The 18,758-nt window shown below is 56.0% G+C and carries 19 protein-coding genes; 12 read left to right on the top strand and 7 right to left on the bottom strand.

The genetic code is table 11. The features are described from left to right. Positions 1-10: 10 nt before the first annotated feature. The 6 genes from BN1189_RS14580 to BN1189_RS14555 all read left to right on the top strand — a co-directional run bounded on the left by BN1189_RS14580 (position 11) and on the right by BN1189_RS14555 (position 6,250). Positions 11-967: an ArsA family ATPase gene (locus BN1189_RS14580; protein ID WP_040229032.1), complete on the top strand. Its 957-nt coding sequence runs from the start codon at positions 11-13 to the stop codon at positions 965-967. Next, positions 948-1,931 carry a zinc-binding dehydrogenase gene (locus BN1189_RS14575; protein ID WP_040229031.1) on the top strand — a complete coding sequence of 328 codons (984 nt, stop codon included), beginning with the start codon at positions 948-950 and terminating at the stop codon, positions 1,929-1,931. Before BN1189_RS14580 ends, BN1189_RS14575 begins: the two co-directional genes overlap by 20 nt. A 297-nt stretch (positions 1,932-2,228) precedes the next feature. Further along, positions 2,229-2,798 (top strand): TetR/AcrR family transcriptional regulator, encoded by a 570-nt coding sequence (locus BN1189_RS14570; RefSeq protein WP_040229030.1) that lies wholly within the window; start codon positions 2,229-2,231, stop codon positions 2,796-2,798. 184 nt (positions 2,799-2,982) lie between these two features. After that, positions 2,983-3,684, top strand: a complete 702-nt coding sequence (locus tag BN1189_RS14565) for a YhgE/Pip domain-containing protein (RefSeq protein ID WP_040229029.1) — start codon at positions 2,983-2,985, stop codon at positions 3,682-3,684. A 75-nt stretch (positions 3,685-3,759) separates the two neighbouring features. Beyond that, positions 3,760-5,946 carry a YhgE/Pip domain-containing protein gene (locus tag BN1189_RS14560; protein ID WP_040229028.1) on the top strand — a complete coding sequence of 729 codons (2,187 nt, stop codon included), beginning with the start codon at positions 3,760-3,762 and terminating at the stop codon, positions 5,944-5,946. Positions 5,947-6,058: 112 nt separating this feature from the next. Further along, positions 6,059-6,250 carry a hypothetical protein gene (locus tag BN1189_RS14555; RefSeq protein ID WP_040229027.1) on the top strand — a complete coding sequence of 64 codons (192 nt, stop codon included), beginning with the start codon at positions 6,059-6,061 and terminating at the stop codon, positions 6,248-6,250. 52 nt (positions 6,251-6,302) lie between these two features. On the opposite strand, the gene BN1189_RS14550 is transcribed toward BN1189_RS14555, so the two are convergent. The 4 genes from BN1189_RS14550 to BN1189_RS14535 form a co-directional block, all read right to left on the bottom strand. Further along, complete coding sequence (locus tag BN1189_RS14550) at positions 6,303-6,839, bottom strand: DUF421 domain-containing protein (protein ID WP_040229026.1); 537 nt, start codon at positions 6,837-6,839, stop codon at positions 6,303-6,305. 62 nt (positions 6,840-6,901) lie between these two features. Further along, complete coding sequence (locus BN1189_RS14545; protein ID WP_040229025.1) at positions 6,902-7,507, bottom strand: response regulator transcription factor; 606 nt, start codon at positions 7,505-7,507, stop codon at positions 6,902-6,904. Further along, positions 7,504-8,640: a sensor histidine kinase gene (locus BN1189_RS14540; RefSeq protein ID WP_040229024.1), complete on the bottom strand. Its 1,137-nt coding sequence runs from the start codon at positions 8,638-8,640 to the stop codon at positions 7,504-7,506. The genes BN1189_RS14545 and BN1189_RS14540 overlap by 4 nt, the downstream gene beginning before the upstream one ends. 101 nt (positions 8,641-8,741) lie before the next feature. After that, positions 8,742-9,794: a fatty acid desaturase gene (locus tag BN1189_RS14535; RefSeq protein WP_040229023.1), complete on the bottom strand. Its 1,053-nt coding sequence runs from the start codon at positions 9,792-9,794 to the stop codon at positions 8,742-8,744. Positions 9,795-10,013: 219 nt separating this feature from the next. On the opposite strand from BN1189_RS14535, the gene BN1189_RS14530 reads away from it, so the two are divergent. The 4 genes from BN1189_RS14530 (at position 10,014) to BN1189_RS14515 (ending at position 13,174) form a co-directional block, all read left to right on the top strand. Further along, on the top strand, positions 10,014-10,961 hold the full coding sequence (locus tag BN1189_RS14530; protein WP_040229022.1) for a threonine ammonia-lyase: 948 nt from the start codon (positions 10,014-10,016) through the stop codon (positions 10,959-10,961). A gap of 121 nt (positions 10,962-11,082) precedes the next feature. Next, positions 11,083-12,354 (top strand): acetyl-CoA hydrolase/transferase family protein, encoded by a 1,272-nt coding sequence (locus tag BN1189_RS14525; protein ID WP_040229021.1) that lies wholly within the window; start codon positions 11,083-11,085, stop codon positions 12,352-12,354. Positions 12,355-12,376: 22 nt separating this feature from the next. Then, entirely contained in the window at positions 12,377-12,727 is a 351-nt protein-coding gene (locus BN1189_RS14520; RefSeq protein WP_040229020.1) for an ASCH domain-containing protein, read from the top strand. A gap of 6 nt (positions 12,728-12,733) precedes the next feature. Further along, positions 12,734-13,174: a hypothetical protein gene (locus tag BN1189_RS14515; RefSeq protein WP_040229019.1), complete on the top strand. Its 441-nt coding sequence runs from the start codon at positions 12,734-12,736 to the stop codon at positions 13,172-13,174. 181 nt (positions 13,175-13,355) lie between these two features. On the opposite strand, the gene BN1189_RS14510 is transcribed toward BN1189_RS14515, so the two are convergent. The 3 genes from BN1189_RS14510 to BN1189_RS16695 all read right to left on the bottom strand — a co-directional run bounded on the left by BN1189_RS14510 (position 13,356) and on the right by BN1189_RS16695 (position 17,149). After that, positions 13,356-13,976, bottom strand: coding sequence for a hypothetical protein (locus BN1189_RS14510; RefSeq protein WP_040229018.1), 621 nt, complete (start codon positions 13,974-13,976; stop codon positions 13,356-13,358). A 246-nt stretch (positions 13,977-14,222) separates the two neighbouring features. Continuing rightward, positions 14,223-15,920, bottom strand: coding sequence for a M3 family oligoendopeptidase (locus BN1189_RS14505; RefSeq protein ID WP_040229017.1), 1,698 nt, complete (start codon positions 15,918-15,920; stop codon positions 14,223-14,225). A gap of 401 nt (positions 15,921-16,321) precedes the next feature. Next, positions 16,322-17,149, bottom strand: a complete 828-nt coding sequence (locus BN1189_RS16695; protein ID WP_052455892.1) for an STAS domain-containing protein — start codon at positions 17,147-17,149, stop codon at positions 16,322-16,324. Positions 17,150-17,347: 198 nt separating this feature from the next. Between BN1189_RS16695 and BN1189_RS14495 the strand changes: the two genes are divergently transcribed. Together BN1189_RS14495 and BN1189_RS14490 are read left to right on the top strand one after the other, a co-directional pair. After that, positions 17,348-18,334: an NAD(P)/FAD-dependent oxidoreductase gene (locus BN1189_RS14495; RefSeq protein ID WP_040229074.1), complete on the top strand. Its 987-nt coding sequence runs from the start codon at positions 17,348-17,350 to the stop codon at positions 18,332-18,334. Then, a complete protein-coding gene (locus tag BN1189_RS14490; RefSeq protein WP_040229016.1) occupies positions 18,331-18,627 on the top strand; it encodes a hypothetical protein in 297 nt (98 codons plus the stop codon). Before BN1189_RS14495 ends, BN1189_RS14490 begins: the two co-directional genes overlap by 4 nt. Positions 18,628-18,758: the final 131 nt, after the last annotated feature.

Raw genomic sequence — 18,758 nt, 5'->3', positions numbered from 1 at the left:
AGGAAGCGAGTTGGACGTGCTGAAAAAAGAAGTCATCTTCGTTGGGGGGAAAGGCGGCGTCGGCAAGTCGACATCCGCAGCGGCAATCGCGCTCAGGAGCGCAAATGAAGGATTCCGGACGCTCCTCGTCTCGACGGACCCGGCCCATAACATCGGGGACATCTTCGGCAAAAAGCTGACGGGAGGCGTATCGCCGATCACGGACCGGCTGTCGGCGCTCGAGATCGATCCTGAGAGAGAGACGGAGCTGTACATCGGAACCGTCAAAGCCAATCTGAAAGACGTCGTCCACGCGGGCACGATGGATGAAGTGAACCGTCAGCTCGATACGGCCAAGGCGTCGCCCGGAGCGGATGAGGCGGCACTGTTCGACAAGCTCGTCACCATTCTGCTTGAGGAAAAAGCGAACTTCGACCGGATCGTGTTCGACACCGCACCGACCGGCCACACGATCCGGCTGCTCACTCTTCCGGAACTCATGGGCGTCTGGATCAGCGGCCTGCTGGAGAAGCGGAAGAAGACGAACGAGAACTACTCCGCCCTCCTGAACGACGGAGAGCCCGTCGAAGACCCGATCTACGACGTGCTCAGGGAGCGGCAAAGCCGGTTTTCCCGGGTGCGCGACATCATGCTCGACAACAAAAAGACGGGATTCATTTTCGTCCTCAACCCGGAGCGGCTGCCGATCCTGGAAACGGACAAGGCGGTGGAGCTGCTCGGGAAGTACGGTCTGGACGTAAAAACGCTCATCGTCAACAAAGTGCTGCCCGACGAAGCGGACGGCGAATTCCTGAAAGAACGGCGGCGCCACGAGCAGAGGTACCTGGCGGAGATCGACCGGGTATTCGGAGAACGGGAGATCATCCGGGTGCCGCTGTTCCCGCGCGATATTACAACACTGGATGACCTCGATGCATTCAGCAAACATTTCAAGGCAGGTGGACGCAATGAAAGCATTCGCATATGAACAAGGAAATTGGAAACTCAAGGAAGTCCCGGATCCGGAGCCGGGACCGGGTGAAGTGGTGGTCGCGCTGCGGACAGCCGGTCTGAACCGCAGGGATTTATATATCCCCGCTCGAAGAGGACCCGGCAAAGAAGCGGTCACCATCGGCTCGGACGGCGCCGGCGTCGTGGAAGTTGCCGGAGAGGGGGCAGGCGACTGGAAGCCGGGCGATGAAGTCATCATCAATCCGGCCCTGCGGTGGTATGCCAATTCCGCCGCGCCGCCCGCCGATTTTGATATCCTCGGCATGCCGGATGACGGCACGCTCGCGGAAAAGATCGTCATCTCCGCAGAGCAGCTGGAGCCGAAGCCGGCACACCTGTCGTGGGAAGAAGCCGGAGTGCTGGCGCTTGCCGCAATGACCGGCTACCGGGCGCTCGTCACAAGAGGGCGTGTGGAGCGGGGCCAGACCGTGTTCATCCCTGGAGCCGGGAGCGGGGTCGCCACTTATCTCATCCAGTTTGCAAAAGCGCTCGGTGCCCGCGTGATCGTTACTTCGCGAAGCGATGAAAAACAGCGGCGCGCGCTTGAGCTCGGTGCGGACCGGGCGATCGGGACGGAGGAAGACTGGAATGAAGCCCTCCGGGACGAAACGGTGGACCTCGTCATCGACAGCGTCGGGGAGGCCACGTTCAACCGGTCCCTCGGAGTCTTGAAGAAAGGCGGCCGGTTCGTGACTTTCGGCGCGACGACGGATGACCGGGTCGACTTTGACCTGAGAGCGTTCTTCTACGGCCAGTATGATCTTCTCGGTTCGACGATGGGGAGCCGCGAAGAACTGCGCGATTTGCTCCGGCTGGTGGATGAACACCGGATCCATCCGGTCGTCGACTCGGTCTATCCGCTTGACCAAGTGGAAGAGGCAATGGAACTGCTTGAGAAAAGCACCCAGTTCGGCAAAATCGCCATCCGCGTGAATGAATGACGGAATTGTTGGAAGCCGCCCGGACCGCATCAGGTTCCGGGCGGCTTTTATGAACAGAAGGGCCGAAGGGGAAGGGTAGCCTAGATAAACAACGTTTCATCCGAGATACGCAACGTTTCATCACAGATAAACAACGCTTTGCCTGAGATACGCAACGTTTCGCCCGAGATAAACAACGCTTCGTCTGAAATGACCGTTCTTGAGGGAACTGTTGCATCTTCGGTGAAACATCGCTACAATAGAAAACGCACTGACTAAAATCGTATTACGGTCATTCAGAGGGGAAGGGGGGACGTGATGGACAGGAGAAAGGAGATCATCCTGGCAGCCACCCGTTCATTTTCATTGTTCGGTTACAAGGCGACCACGATGGACCAGGTCGCCAAAATAGCGAAAGTCGGCAAAGGGACAATTTATACGTTCTTCGCGAACAAGGAAGAGCTGTTCCAGGAGATCGTCCGGTCCACGATCCGCGAGATGCGGGCGGAAGCGCAGGCGGTGATCGGCCCGGACCAGCCGTTCCGGATGAAGGCCCATCTGGCACTCATGAAGATGCTGGAATTCCGTGAACAGCACGCGCTTCTCGGGAAGCTGATCGAAGAGGAAAAAGAGATCCGCACCCAGGCCGTTCAGGAAATGCTTGGTGAAGTGGAGGCCGAAATCGTCGATTTCATCTCTTCCAAGCTGAAGATGGCCATTGAACGCGGGGAAATCAGGGAGTGTAATCCCGACCTCGTCGCCTACATGCTGTTCAAATCGTATGTGGCGTTTGTCATCGACTGGCCGGAGACACACGGCGATCCGCTGCCGGAAAAGATCATTGCCGACTTATTTAATGACACGCTATTCCGCGGGCTGCTTGCCTGACCCGGCAACCCGCGGATTTTCCGGAATCCGTTTGACCGATTGCCCAGACCGGTCAGTTGGTCTGATATGATTCCGCCAAATAACACGTGTTCGAAAACTGCATGAATGACCAGCCGTCTTTTATTTTTTCTAATGACTGACTAATTGACTGTTCCAGTCATTCAACCAAGGAGGAAACAGCTTCATGTTGAAAGGTGAATTAAAAAGCATCCTGAAGAACAGGAAGATGCTGATCGCCATCATTGCCGTCCTGTTCGTGCCGGTATTATATGCGGGGATGCTGCTTTGGGCGTTCTGGGATCCATATGATCGTCTGTCGGATCTACCGGTGGCGATCGTTAATGCCGACAAGGGAGCCGACTATGAAGGCAATCAGCTGGACGTCGGCCGGGAAGTGACGGATAAGCTGCTGGAAAGCAAGGAATTCGATTTCATCGAGATGGATCCTGAAGAAGGAGAAAAAGCGCTGGACGGGCATGAAGTGTACATGCTGATCGAGTTCCCTTCCAACTTCTCCGAACATGCGACTACGCTGCTCGACGACCAGCCGGAAAAGCTGGCAATCGAATACCGGCCGAACGAAGGGATGAACTTCCTCTCCGGACAGATCGGCGAAACCGCAATGGAAAAGATCCGGGCGGAAGTCAATGAACAGATCATCTCCGTCTACTCGGAGCAGTTGTTTGATGCAATCGCCGAAATGGGCGACGGCTTCGGAGACGCTGCCGAAGGAGCGGGAGAAATTCAGTCGGGTGCACAAGACCTCCATAGCGGGGCGTCGGACCTGAAAGGTTATCTTGAGCAGCTGGCGGGAGGCTCCCTCACACTTGTCGACGGAACAGACCGGCNCCGCCAAATAACACGTGTTCGAAAACTGCATGAATGACCAGCCGTCTTTTATTTTTTCTAATGACTGACTAATTGACTGTTCCAGTCATTCAACCAAGGAGGAAACAGCTTCATGTTGAAAGGTGAATTAAAAAGCATCCTGAAGAACAGGAAGATGCTGATCGCCATCATTGCCGTCCTGTTCGTGCCGGTATTATATGCGGGGATGCTGCTTTGGGCGTTCTGGGATCCATATGATCGTCTGTCGGATCTACCGGTGGCGATCGTTAATGCCGACAAGGGAGCCGACTATGAAGGCAATCAGCTGGACGTCGGCCGGGAAGTGACGGATAAGCTGCTGGAAAGCAAGGAATTCGATTTCATCGAGATGGATCCTGAAGAAGGAGAAAAAGCGCTGGACGGGCATGAAGTGTACATGCTGATCGAGTTCCCTTCCAACTTCTCCGAACATGCGACTACGCTGCTCGACGACCAGCCGGAAAAGCTGGCAATCGAATACCGGCCGAACGAAGGGATGAACTTCCTCTCCGGACAGATCGGCGAAACCGCAATGGAAAAGATCCGGGCGGAAGTCAATGAACAGATCATCTCCGTCTACTCGGAGCAGTTGTTTGATGCAATCGCCGAAATGGGCGACGGCTTCGGAGACGCTGCCGAAGGAGCGGGAGAAATTCAGTCGGGTGCACAAGACCTCCATAGCGGGGCGTCGGACCTGAAAGGTTATCTTGAGCAGCTGGCGGGAGGCTCCCTCACACTTGTCGACGGAACAGACCGGCTCGTCTCCGGAGCGGCTGAAGCGGCGCAGGGGGCCGGAAAGCTTAACGAAGGACTTGGGACCCTCTCGGACGGCGCCGGCCAGCTCCAGGCGGGCGCAGGCACAGCCGCCGACGGAGCGGCCGTCCTCAAAAGCGGAATTGACGAATACACGGCAGGCGTTTCCCGTCTGAAAAGCGGGATTGCCGAAGCAAACGGAAAAGACGGCGAACTTGTCGGTGCACTCGGACAGCTGAAGGCGGGTGCCGGCCAGGTTGACGGGTCGGTCGGAGAACTCCAGAACGGAGCCGGACAGGTGCAGGCGGGAGTGGAAGCATTATCAGGTCAGCTGGCACCGATTCTTGAAACTCTCCCGGCCGAACAGAAAGCCCAGCTTGCCGGTGCGCTCGAACAGCTCAAGCAGGGAAGCGGGGCCGTGGCAGGAGGACTGTCCTCGCTCAAGCAGGGGACCGGAAGCCTTTCCGCCGGCCTTGCCGACGCGGAAAGCGGTGCCGGCCAGCTCGCCGCGGCGAGACAGCAGATCCTGGCCGGCGCTGAAGAGCTGGACGGCTCTTCAGGCAAACTTAAGCAAGGCGCTTCGGACTTGGCGGCGGGCAACGCTACTCTCTCAGGCAAGCTCGGAGAACTCGCTGCCGGCATCCAGTCGGCACGTGAAGGCAGCCAGACGCTCTCATCCGGACTCGGGGCGCTGGTAGAAGGTTCCGGTCAGCTGAAGGCGGGCACAAGCGAACTTGCACAGAAATCCGGCGAATTGGCCCAGGGATCCGGCCAGCTCGTTTCGGGCACGCAGGAACTTGCCGACGGATCCGGCACCCTCCAGGAGAAACTGGCCGATGCCAATGGCGAGGCCGGCAAAGTGAAGGCGAACGATCAGACACTTGAAATGGCGTCCTCTCCGGTCGACGTGGAAAAGGCGAGCATCGATCACGTACCGAACTACGGAACCGGATTCACACCGTACTTCCTATCGCTCGGACTGTTCGTCGGCGCGCTGTTGATCACCATCGTCTTCCCGCTCGTCGAACCGGCAGTCAAGCCGGTGAACGGCTGGCGCTGGGCAGGAAGCAAGATCGCCATCCTGGCAGTCGTCGGGCTCGTCCAGTCGATTGCCGCAGTGGCGGTCGTCATCCTGGCGCTCGGACTGGATGCGGTGGAACCCGGCTGGCTGTTCCTGTCAGCGGTGATCACCAGCTACACGTTCCTTGCGATCATCCAGTTCCTCGTGTCGTCGATGGGCGATCCAGGCCGGTTCATCGCCATTGTCCTGCTCGTCCTGCAACTGACGACGAGCGCAGGGACATTCCCGCTTGAACTGATCCCGGAACCGTTGCAGTGGCTGAACGCCGGACTGCCGATGACGTATTCCGTCCAGGCATTCAAGGCGTCCATCTCTTCGGGCAACTCGGAACTGGCTCTGTTTAATAACGGCATCCTGCTTGCATTCATGGCGGGAGCACTCGTTTTGACCATTGTGTACTTCACCGTCCTGTTCAAGCGCCGCTACTCCAAACTTGCGGAAGCATGAGCAGACGAAACAGCCACCGGCCTCTATCGGCCGGTGGCTTTTCATATAGATGAAACAATTACCCGACTAATCCGTATAGATAGATAACACTGGATTATGGAGGCGAACCAAAATGGATCAAACACGGATCAGCGAGCTTGAGCGGGAAGTCGAAGAACTGCGGAACACCGTCCGGCGGCTGGAGAAAGAAATGGAGGAAGCCGAGTATCTCGCGACGACATCTCCGTGGGCAGGACTCGACATGAAGGCGGTCGGATCTTTCCTCCTCGGAGCGATTGTCCTGATCGGCATCTTTTGGCTTTGACAAAAAGAAGGGCGGAGCCGCATAAGAGAATGCAGCCCCGCCCGGTTTTCGTTCAGGAATCTGTTTTAGAATGATTCACCGGAATTCCTTTTACGTTCTGAAGGGCGTCCAGCTGTTTTCCGTCTGTTTTCCGGATGATCGATAAGTCGCCGTTCGTCTCAAGAACGACTGCCTCGACTTCATCCATTGATGCGATTCCTTCTTTTCGTGCGTTTTGCAGAATTTCGGTTTGATCGATTCGTGTCCGGCGCATGGCTTCATGCAGGTAATTGCCATTATAGAAAATGGCCTCCGGAGAAGCTTTCACGAGTTTTCTGAACTTATTGAAGTGCACGGTCAGCCAGGAAACGGAATACTGAAGGAACACCATCAGACCGATCGCCGTCATTCCGGTGGCGAGGGAAAAGCTCTTATTAAGCAGAGTGCTTGCAAACACGGAGCCGAGCCCGATTGTGACGACGAAATCAAATATATTCATCTTGGACAGCGAGCGTTTTCCGCCTAACCTTAAGGCCACTATCAGGAGGATATACGTCAGCGTCCCCACGAGAAGAATGCGACCAATTTCAAACCAGCTTCCAAAAAACATTTTTTCACCCCCGGCACTCTCTCCATTTCCCCTTAGATGAAAAAGAGAAACAGGGCCGGGCCCTATTTCCCTTTGAACCAGCCATTCTCCTTGAACCGGGCGATCGCTTCGATCCGGTTCCCGACGCCGAGTTTATCAAGAATGACCGAAATATAATTCCGGACCGTGCCGGTTGTCAAAAACAGTTCTTTCGCGATTTCCTTTGTCTCTTTTCCTTCGGCGACGAGTTCAAGAACCTGGGTTTCCCGTTCCGTCAGGGGGTTCGGCGGACTGAAAGCAAGATCGACCAGCTCCGGAGAATAGATGCGGCGCCCGGACATGATCGACCGGATGGCCGCCGCCAGTTCCTCACTCGGACTATCTTTCAGCAAGTAGCCGTCCACGCCTGCATTTCGGGCGCGTTCAAAATACCCGGCGCGGGCAAACGTCGTCAAGATGATGATTTTCAGCGGAAGGTCCTTCAGCTGTTCTGCTGCGTCGAGGCCGCTCTGGATCGGCATTTCGATGTCCATGATGAGGACGTCCGGTTTCAGCCGGCGGACGAGCTCCACCGCCTCGGCCCCGTCTGAGGCCAGTCCGGCCACTTCCATGTCCGGCTCCAGATCGAGCAGGGAGCTAAGAGCCCCGAGCAGCATCTTCTGGTCTTCCGCGATTACGATCGAAATCATGCCGTATCCTCCTTCACGTCTTGCTTGGCGATCGGGATGTGGACGATGAGCGAAGTGCCCGTCCCCCCATGACCGGCGTCGATGACCAGCCGGCCATTGACAAACTCGAGCCGTTCCTCCATTCCCCGGAGCCCGTTCCCTTTGCCGCCAAAGTCATCGATTCCGATGCCGTCATCCGTGATTGAAAGAATGATTTCGGCCCCGGTCCTCTCCATGCCGATCTCGCAGAATGATGCCCGGCTGTGCTTCACCACATTCGTCACCGCTTCCATCAGACACTTCCCGAGAACATCATCGAGGTAGGGGGAAGCCGCAATCACTTCCGGACTGCCGGAAAGCGACAGGCGGATCCCCGCCGCATCGAGCATCTGCGCGGCGCGTTCCAGCTCTGTCTCCAACTTGGCCCCCCGCATTCCGGAAACGAGGTCCCTGACTTCTTTTAACGCCATCCTGGCCGTTCTGCGTACATCGAGCATCTCTTCCTGCGCCCGCTCCGGATCTTTCACGGCGAGCTTGGAGGCAAGATCGCTCTTCAGGCCGATGAGCGACAGTTTCTGTCCGAGCGTGTCGTGCAGATCACGGGCAATCCGCTGGCGCTCTTCGTGGACGATCAGGTGGGAGATCAGCCGGTTTGCGTCTTCCAGCTTTTCCTCAAGCACTTCCCGCTGATGGCGGTTGTAGGCGTGGAACGGAATGAGGAGCACGCCGACCACGGTCATGATCAGGAACGGATACTGGGAGATGAAGATTTCGGTCTCCGTGAAAATGACGAGCACGAGCGCGGCTACGGAAGCGGCCGTGTTGATCCCGTAGAAGATGAAAAAGGGGACCCGCCTTCGGATGTTTCCGATGAACAGTGCGATGAACAGAAAGAAATAGATGAAACCGAACGCGATTGTCATGAAGAAACTGATGGATATCTCGATTGCCAGCCAAACATAGCTTTTCGCCCCGCTCGCATTGTACGAGGCGCGGTAGGCAAGGAAAAACAGGGCGAACAGAAGAAGGCCGGCAACGATTTCGAGCGGAGCCATCGAGCGGAAGATGAAGAAGAACGGCATCATGCTGAACAGGATCCACGCATAGATGTTGAACCATTTGTTTCTGGAAAAAATCTCATACCATTTTTTCAACAGGCGTCTCCATCCCTGTGCGTCTATTTTCCACAATTATAGCAGAAAGCACTTTCCGATAGGCAAAACGGCCGTCCCCCTGTTCGGGAACGGCCGCTCTGTCAATGTTCAATCCGGGTTTTCCGGCGACGGTGAGAAACGGAAGTCGCTATTGAAGCCGCATAAGCCGCACGCCATTCCTTGAACGTGATGAACCGCTTGTTCGCTTCGTCAAACAGTTTGAACCTGAGTGATTCGAGGCTCGTCCGCAGCGTGATGGTCGTCGCCTTCTGGAGCGGCGGAACCGATTCGTGGGCCTGTTCCAGCTTATAGTTCGGAACACGGGGCGCCAGGTGATGGACGTGGTGATAGCCGATATTCCCGGTCACCCACTGAAGCAGACGGGGCAGCTGATAGTAGGAGCTGCCGTCGACCGCCGCCTTGACGTAGTTCCACTCCGATTCGTCTTCGAAATAGGAGTCTTCAAACTGATGCTGGACATAGAACAGCCAGATGCCGAGGCAACCCGCGACAAACAGGATCGTTCCCTGGATGATGAGGAACGGCAGCCATCCGACAAGCAGGATCATCGCAGCGTAAATGACGACGACCGCCGCGTTGATGAACCATGTGTTCAGCCGTTCTTTCTGCTTTGCATCTTTCCGGTTGAACCGGCCGGACACGAGGAGCAGGTAAAGCGGGCCGAAACCGAACATGACGACGGGATTCCGGTACAGTCTGTATCCGAGCCGCTGCATCGGCGTTGCTTCATTGAATTCCTGTACGGTCATCACCCAGATGTCGCCGGTCCCGCGTTTGTCGAGGTTCCCGCTTGTGGCATGGTGGATCGAATGCTCCCGCTTCCATTTCTCATAAGGGAACAGTGTCATGATGCCGGTGATCGTGCCGAGCATGTCATTGGCTTTTTTCTTTTTGAAGAATGAACCGTGCGTGCAGTCATGGAAGATGATGAAGATTCTGACTAGGAAGCCGGCCGCGATGACGGCGACGCCTGCGCTGATCCACGGAGAGACGGAGTAAGCTGCCAGGGCGATTCCCCAGAGCAGGAAGAACGGTGGGAACGTATTCAAGATCTGGACGATGCTTGCGCGCCGGTCTGATTGTTCATAGGGCTTCACGTTTCTGCGAAGCTGCATGGTCTTTTCCCGATCCATTTTGCTCCTCCTTTTTAAATAGCCTTCAGTGTCATTGTTTGAACGTTGACCGCCGGGTTGACGACGGCAGTTGCGAGTATAGATTAAGTCTACGGAAATCCGGTCCGCCAAAACAGTCATACCTGTCAAAAAGAGCATATGACAAATGTCATGGTTGCCGGAGGAGAGGAAAGAAATTTAGAATGAAACCATGGAAGAAAGGGAAGAGGAGGAACAGACATGATTGACCTGCAGAAAATCAGAAGAGCTGCCGGGAATATCGAAGGCATGATTCACCGGACACCGGTGATGACTTCGGGCAGGCTGGACAAGCTCGCCGGCAATGAAGTGTTTCTGAAGTCGGAACACCTCCAGAAGACCGGGTCGTTCAAAATACGGGGAGCGGCGAACAAGGTGGGGCTGGCTGCAAAGGAGGGGGTCACTCATGTTGTCACCGCCTCATCGGGCAACCATGGACAAGCAGTCGCCTGCGTGGCCGGAATGCTCAGCATCCGGGCGACCATCGTCGTTCCTGAAGACGTCTCCCCTGCGAAAGCGTCGGCCATCCGGGCGTACGGGGGGCAGATCGTCAAGTGCGGACTGACTTCCGCCGAGCGGATCCCTGAAGCGGTGAGGATCGCCGGCGATGACGGAGGCGTGTTCATCCCTCCCTATGATGATCCGGAGATCATGGCGGGACAGGGGACGGCCGGCCTGGAGATTCTCGAACAAGTCCCCGGCTGTGGAGCCATTTTTGTTCCCGTCGGAGGAGGCGGGCTGATTGCGGGGATTTTATCGGCCGTGAAACAAACCCGCCCGGACGTCCGGGTGATCGGCGTCGAGCCGGACACGGCAAACGATACTCAACTATCCCTGGAGGCGGGGCGGCGCATAGCGATCGGAGCCACCGGAACGATTGCGGACGGGCTCAGGACCGCCATTCCGGGGGAACTCACTTTCCCGATTGTCCGGGAGGCCCTGGACGACCTCATCACGGTCACGGACATGGAAATCCGCAAAGCGATGACCATCCTGTTCGAAGGGGCGAAGCAAGTGGTGGAACCGTCGGGCGCCACGGCACTTGCCGGCCTCCTTTCCGGAAAAACAGGAATCCGCGGCATGCGGGTATCGGTCGTCCTGTCGGGAGGAAACGTTACACCGGCGGACTACGGAAGGCTGCTGCTGTGACCTGAACGTCAACAAACGTTCAAATTCCGGATGGGATTGGCCGGATGGCGGGCGGTATTATTAAAGGAGAAGGATTTTTTATGTTAAAGTTTGATCATGGAACGATTGGAGTGTTTCAACGATGACGAGGCAATTGACCGACAGCGAATTTCTTTCACTGATCGGCCCGGGGGACGATCTGATCGTGCCGATCGCGAACGGCGAGCCTTTCCGGCTGTTGGATATACTCGAAGCGCATGCGGAAGAACTTGACGGCGTCCGCATCCATCAGATGCACGCCCTGCGTGAGCGGGACTATATCAAAGGTGCATTTCCCGGCCGGCTCTCCCACGTTTCCTATTTTCTGAGTTCGGCCACCCGGAAAGCCTATCACCAGGGGACAGTCGAGCTTGTGCCGAACAACTTCTCCGACGTCCCGTATCTGCTCACCCGGACGACGAAGCGTTCCATGGTAATGGCGGTGGCGTCGCCGATGGATGAACACGGATACTTTTCGCTCGGGACGAACGCCGACTACGTGGCGGAGTTCATCGGACATGTGCCGTTCGTCTTGGAAGTCAACGATCGGATGCCGAGGACGTTCGGCCGCAACCAGGTCCATATCAGCCAGATTGCGGGATACATCCGCCATGATGCCCCGCTGACGGAAGCCGTCGCTCCGCCGGCGGGCGAAAAGGACATCCGCATCGCCGAGCAGGTCGTCGGGCGGATTGAGGACGGGGACACGCTCCAGGTCGGGATCGGGTCCATCCCGAACGCCGTCATGGGGATGCTGAAAGATTACCGACATCTCGGCATCCACACCGAAATGCTGACGAGCAGCATCGTCGACCTCTTTGAGGCGGGGGCGCTGGACGGAAGCAGGAAAAAGACGAATCGGGGGAAGATCGTCGGCACTTTCGCCCTCGGAACCCACAAGCTGTATGACTTTCTCCACAACAATCCGGGCGTGGAATTCCTGCCGGTCAATATCGTGAACAACCCTCATAATATTGCGCAGGAAGACAATATGGTGTCCATCAATGCCTCGACGGAGATTGACCTGTACGGCCAGGCGGCTTCGGAAACGGTTGGAGGCAAATACTACTCGCTCAGCGGCGGGCAGGCCGACTTTGCGAACGGCATCCGGTTCTCCAAGAACGGGAAAGGCTTTATCTGCCTTCATTCAACTGCGAAAGACGATGCCATTTCTCGCATCCGGCTCAATCTGACGCCCGGATCGGTCGTCACGACGTCGAAAAACTCGGTCGGGAGCGTCGTCACCGAGTACGGGGTGGCCGATCTGTACGGACAGCCGTTCTCGGAGCGCGCCAGGCGTCTGATCGCCATCGCTCACCCGAAGTTCCGTGAAGAACTTGAATTTGAAGCAAGAAAGGCCGGCTTCTTCAACTGATCCGGCCGGAAGGAGTGGAATATTGATAAAACGATATGAAAACGGTGAACTGCCTCCAAAGAAATGTTCGATCGAACGGCTCGTCACAAAGCCGGATGACATCCAAAAAGTGATCGAGGGCAAAAAAACCGCAGTCCGGCGCAATGATCGGTATGCAGATCCCGGGGAAGTGATGGATCTGCAGGGCAAGCGGTTTGAAATCACCGACGTCTATACCCAGACACTCGGGGAAGTGACGGATGCCGATGCGCAGGCCGCGGGGTTCGGCAATCTGGACGAGTACAAGGACGCCATCGTCTCGATCCACCACGGGATGAAATGGGTACCCGAGATGGAAGTCTGGGTCCATGAATTCCGTCCCGCTGCTGAATAACGTGAGATGAGTGTCTTTTATTCGCTGATCCTGTTTTTTCACGTACTGAGCGCCGCGCTTTCCATCGGGCCATTTTTCGTGCTTGTCCCGCTCATCGGGAAGATGAGGGTTGCAGAGGCATCTTTCATGGACGAGCATATTTCGGTGTTCCGTTCTGCCGTCCGCATCGTGAAGCATGCCGGCCATGTGCTGGTCGCGACGGGAGTCCTCCTCATGTGGAGAGGAGGCTATCCCTGGTCGACTTCCTGGGTCGTCGCCACGATTGCCGTCATGTTCGCCTCGATCTTTTTCCTGGCGAGGGCTTTCAAGCCGGTCCTGAAGAATCTTTCTGAAGGCGAAGGGGACAGGCGGGAACTCGTCGGCTTGCTGAACCGGAAGCTGTGGACGTACATCGCCCTCCTGCTCGTCATGCTCTGGTTCATGGTGGCCAAGCCGAATCTTTGGTAAGAGCCGGCATGCCGGTACAGTGAACAGGATCACTACATAATCAGAACCAGGCGCCTCCGCGGAGGTCCTGGTTCTTTTTGGTGATGGTTCAATATGAGACCGCTGCGGCGGGTCCCGCTTCCTGATCAAACAAAAGCCGGGCCGGAGAAAAAATCTCCGGCCCGGCTATCGCTGCTTGAACTCAGTCTTCGCTTTTCAGGACGGCATAATTGCCTTTGAATCCGTCGAAGTCCGCGTTGTAGTGCAGTGCGTCGAACTGCTCTTTCAGTTTTTTCAGCGCCGGCTGGGCGTCGTTTTCTTCCAGGATCTTGCTCATGTCGCCCGTCAGCTGAAGCACGCGGGAGCGGGCGCTGGAAAGAGTGGTGTTGTACTTTTCTTCAGGCTCTTCCATATAGCTTTCCAGGTAGTCTTCATAGATGCCGATATTCTTGTTGATCTCGTCCGCCAGCTCCGAAATCTCTTTTTCGGAATCGGATTTGCTTTCAAGCGTGAAATCCGACGAGAAGGTGTTGAAGTCTTTCAGAGCCGTTTTGACGGCTTCCTCGTCATCCAGCTTGCCGGTTTCAAGAACGCTGTCGACATTGCGGTTCAACACATCGACCGTTTCAGCCGTTTCGGACATGTAAATGCTCGTGTCCAGCAGGAAGTCCTTGGAATAGGATTCCGGTGCTTCAACGTCCGCAGCCTTTTTATAATCCGCGGAATCGAGATAAACATCATCGATCTCCGAAGCGTCTTTCGTTCCGCAGGCGCCGAGCAGCAGCGCAGTGGCTGCAGTGGCGACCATCCATTTCTTAAACATGAGAATTCCCCCTATATTTCGAAATCCGAACATTTAGTTCGTCCGAAAATTATAATAGAGGATAACGGACAAAAATAAAAGAAAATTCTCTTCGATTTACGAAGTTTAAATGTTCGCCAAACATAAAAAATTCGGAGAACTAGGCGCAGGGAATTCTTATCAACATCCAATAAAGAAGGCGAGCGCGCACCCCTTTTATTGGGTGCACGCTCGCCGTTTCTTCGTGAACCGTCGCTTTTTTCGGAATCAGAGGGCGCGGTCGTCCACCGCATCAAGCCATTCGGTGATCGGACCGACGACCGATTCGATGCACCCGTCTTCAAACGGCGACATCAGATTGGCCGCCTTGACGAGTTCCGGGAACGCCTGCGATCCGCCGAGCCGGCAAAGGCGGAGATAGTCGTTCCAGGCGGCTTCCCGCTCCTCGCGCGACCGCTTCCAGAACTGGAGCGCACAGATCTGTGCGAGGCAGTAGTCGATATAGTAGAACGGCACTTCGTAAATATGAGACTGTCTCTGCCAGATGCCTCCCGCCTCAAGGAACGGGATGCCGTCATAATTCCTGTGCGGCAAATATTTCTCCTCGAGGCTTTTCCATGCCTGCTTTCGCTCGGCCGGGGTCATTTCCGGCTTTTCATAGACGATCTGCTGGAACTCATCCACCGCCACGCCATACGGAAGGAACAGCAGGGCAGAGCTCAAATGGGTGAATTTGTATTTTTCGGTTTCGTCCTTGAAGAACAGCTCCATCCACGGCCAGGTGAAGAACTCCATGCTCATCGAGTGGATTTCCGCCGCTTCGGTCGTCGGCCAGATATACTCCGGCACGCCGATGTTCCGGCTGGCATACACCTGGAAAGCATGCCCCGCCTCATGGGTGAGCACGTCGATGTCGTGGGAGGTGCCGTTGAAATTCGAGAAGATGAACGGGGACTGGTAATCGTCGATGAATGTGCAGTAGCCGCCGCCTTCTTTCCCTTTTTTCGCTTCAAGGTCCATCAGTTCCCGTTCCATCATGAAATGGAAGAATTCCGATGTTTCCGGAGAGAGCTCGTCGTACATCTTCTTTCCGTTTTCGAGGATCCATTCCGGAGGACCCGCCGGCTTGGCGTTCCCGTCCGTGAAATTCAGCCCTTCGTCATGGAAGAAGAGCGGATCCACGCCGATCCTCGTTGCTTGCCGTTCGAACAACTTGGTCGCGAGCGGAACGATATGCTCCTTGACCTGGTCGCGGAAGTTTTTCACCATGTCCCGGTCGTAGCCGATCCGGTTCATTCGGAGGAAGCCGACTTCGACAAAGTCCTTGTAGCCGAGCGTCAGGGCGATCTCATGGCGGACTTTGACGAGCCGGTCGTAAATATCGTTGAATTGCTCCTCGTGCTCCGCGTAAAAGCCGAAAGTCGCTTCGACGGCCTGCTTGCGGATTGCACGATCGGTCGATTGGGTGTAAGGGACGAGCTGGGCCAGCGTGAGCGTTTTCCCGTCAAATTCGATCTGTGCAGACGCCGTCAGCTTCGAGTATTCGGAAGACAGCCGGTTTTCCTTCTGCAGCAGCGGAATGGCTTCCGGCGAGAAGGAGCGGATGCTCTGGTCGGCGATGGCGAACAGCTGCGTGCCCCAGCGCGCCTCGAGATCTTCCCGGTAAGGGCTGGAGACGAGCGCCTTGTAGTATTCGGTGTTCAGCTCATCAAACTCCGGGCCGATCTCATCGAAGTAATCCCGTTCTTCCTGGTAGAATTCGTCGTTCGTATCGATCGAAGCCCGGATGAAGGCGAGATTCGACTGGGTGGAATAGTCATCGGACAGCTTGTTCAGCTCTTCAATGATGCGGTTCTGATCGTCAGCGGACGTCGCCTGTCCGAATTCGGACAAAAGACTGCGCCACTTCTCCCTGAGCGCAGGCAGATCCGGCCGGATGTACTTGTAATCTTTGAAGGTCACCATTAAAACAACCCCTTTATGGAATGGTCGCACATTTCCCATTATTCACGACCGGCAGGCCGATTTCAATGAGAACTCATCAAAAAAACCCCTCCGGCCGACGGGAGAGGGGTTGTGCAAATACCGCGCCCCAAAAAGCGGGCGCGAAAAGAGCCGAAGCGGACGCGAAAACCTCCCGGGCAGGCGCGAGAATCCGGCTTCCCGAAAAGCGGGCGCGAAAAGAGCCGAAGCGGACGCGAAATGCCCCCGGGCAGGCGCGAGAATCCGGCTTCCCGAAAAGCGGGCGCGAAAAGAGCCGAAGCGGACGCGAAATGCCCCCGGGCAGGCGCGAGAATCCGGCTTCCCGGAAAGCGGGCGCGAAAAGAGCCGAAGCGGGCGCGAAAACCTCCCGGGCAGGCGCGAGATCACCCGAAGATGTCGAGGGCATCCATGAGCGTGGACTGGGTCCGGGTTTCTTTGAAATCAATGCCGAGCTGAACGGCTGTCTGGGCAATTTCCGGACGGATCCCCGAAAGGACCGTGCGGACGCCGATGAGCCGCAGGGCATCGATCAGCTGGAACAGCTGATGGGCGACCATCGTATCCACAATCGGCACTGCGGACAGGTCGATGAACAGCTGATCCAGCTTTTGTTTGGACGCTTGTTCAAGCGTTGTTTCCAGAATGACTTTCGCACGGTATGTATCGATATCGCCGACGAGAGGGAGGATGCCGATCCCCTGTTTGACGGGGATGACCGGGCTGCTCAGCTCCGTGATCATTTGTTGCTGGGAAGCGAGGATCTGGTCGTGGGCTTCCTCATAGTGCCGGGCAAAATTCTCGGTGATGTAATCAAACGCGTCATTGACGACATTGCTCCAGTAGAATGCATCTTCCATCGTGAAATCATCCTTGTCAGAGAGGATGAAGTCTTTGACGTAGTCCCAGTAGACGGAACGGATTGTGCGGAACTGGGCGATCGTTTCATGCATCGTCACGCCGTTCTTGACCCAGTCGGCCGCAACCGACTCTGCCCATTCGTTGATATGTATTTTGAACGAAAGTTCTTTTTCGATGAAAATGCAGGACACGGCCTCGATCAGTCCGTCATGCTGCCGGCGGAGTTTATCTTCGTCTTCGAAGTTAAACGCATACCGCTGGTCGTCCCCGGTACTTGAATCGATCCATCTCTGTGCAAGTTCATCCTTGTTCGCCATCATGTGGTCAAAGATTTCCTGCTGCTGTTTCCCCACTCTAAAACAACCTTTCTTTTATGATTATCCTCCCGGCCGCTACACCTTTCCTATTGTAGACCACTACCCCCGCGCGATGCACGGGAAACGTCCGGAAACCGAAACAATGGGCAATGTATTTTCTATCCCGGGAAGATACGGGTATAATGTTCACTGAAAAGGATTCTCGATTGGATCAATGAGGAGTTGAGCTCAGTGGTGAATGAGAACGATATTTTTGATATTACGATTGTAGGTGGCGGGCCGACTGGCTTGTTTGCCTCTTTTTATGCGGGTATGCGCGAGATGAAAGTGAAGATTCTCGACAGCCTTCCGCAACTCGGCGGACAGCTGTCCGAGCTGTATCCGGATAAATTCATTTACGATGTCGGCGGCTTTCCGAAAATCCTGGCGAAGGACCTGGTCGACAACCTGGCAACGCAGGCGCAGTACGGAAAGCCGGAAATCTGCCTCGGGGAGACGGTCCTCGCGACCAACCGGGACGGGGATCTGTTCGTGATCGAGACGGACAAGGGCGTCCATTACTCGAGGACCGTGCTCATCACGGCCGGCGTCGGAGCATTCCAGCCGCGCAAGCTGAATGTTGAAGGGGCGGAGTCGTTTGAAGGGAAGTCGCTTCACTACGGGGTGAAGGACCTGTCCAGCTTTGCCGGCACCGAAGTCCTCGTATGCGGCGGCGGCGATTCCGCCGTCGACTGGGCGCTCATGATGGAAGGCGTGGCGAAGAAAGTGACGCTCGTCCACCGGCGAGACCGGTTCACTGCACACGAAACGAGTGTGACGAAACTGCATGAGTCTTCGGTTGAAGTGAAAACTTCGCATAACGTCAAGATTCTGCAGGGGGCAGAGGGCAAGCTCGATGAAGTCGTCCTCGTCGCGAAAGACGGAAGCGAGACGGAACTGCATGCGGATCATGTGATCGTCAACTACGGTAACGTATCTTCGCTCGGGCCGCTCAAGGAGTGGGGACTGGAGATGGACAAAAACTCCATCATCGTCAATACGAAAATGGAGACGAACATCGAAGGGATCTACGCGGCAGGCGACGTGACGTCTTATGACGGCAAAGTGAAACTGATCGCCGTCGGTCTCGGGGAAGCGCCGATCGCCGTCAACAACGCGAAGGCCTACCTGGATCCGAAATCCCGTGTTCAGCCGCTGCACAGCACATCCGTGTTCAAATGAGAAAAGACGGGGAGCGCATCACGTCCATCCGGTACGTCAAAATGCACCGCCGGATCCATTGGCTTGAGCAGCAGACGGATCGCCGGGTCCATGAACTGACACTCACTGACGCAGCGGTCTGCTCGCATGAACGGGATTTCGTTCTCGGGAAAGTGACGGACATGAGCTGCAGGCCTATAGCCGGCAACAGCTGGTTCCTGTATCTCCATACGGATGAAGGGCTGTTCGCCTTTGAGACAGAGGAACACCCCGAGCCGTTCATCCGCAGCTATAAGAACCTGAAAAAGTGGTGAACACCGCAGTCCGCCGATGAATCGGCGGACTGTTTTCCATCTTCCGGGGCTTTTCAGCCGGGGCGGAATTTGTTATATTGTAGTGTAGCAATTTTTTAAATCAACGAGGAGAAAGGGAATGGTGTCGGATT

Origin of the sequence: Bhargavaea cecembensis, assembly GCF_000826125.2 — a bacterium.
GTDB classification, from domain to species: Bacteria; Bacillota; Bacilli; order Bacillales_A; family Planococcaceae; genus Bhargavaea; species Bhargavaea cecembensis_B.
The sequence above is the reverse complement of the archived record's forward strand: the minus strand, read 5'-3'. Positions and strand labels throughout refer to the sequence as shown.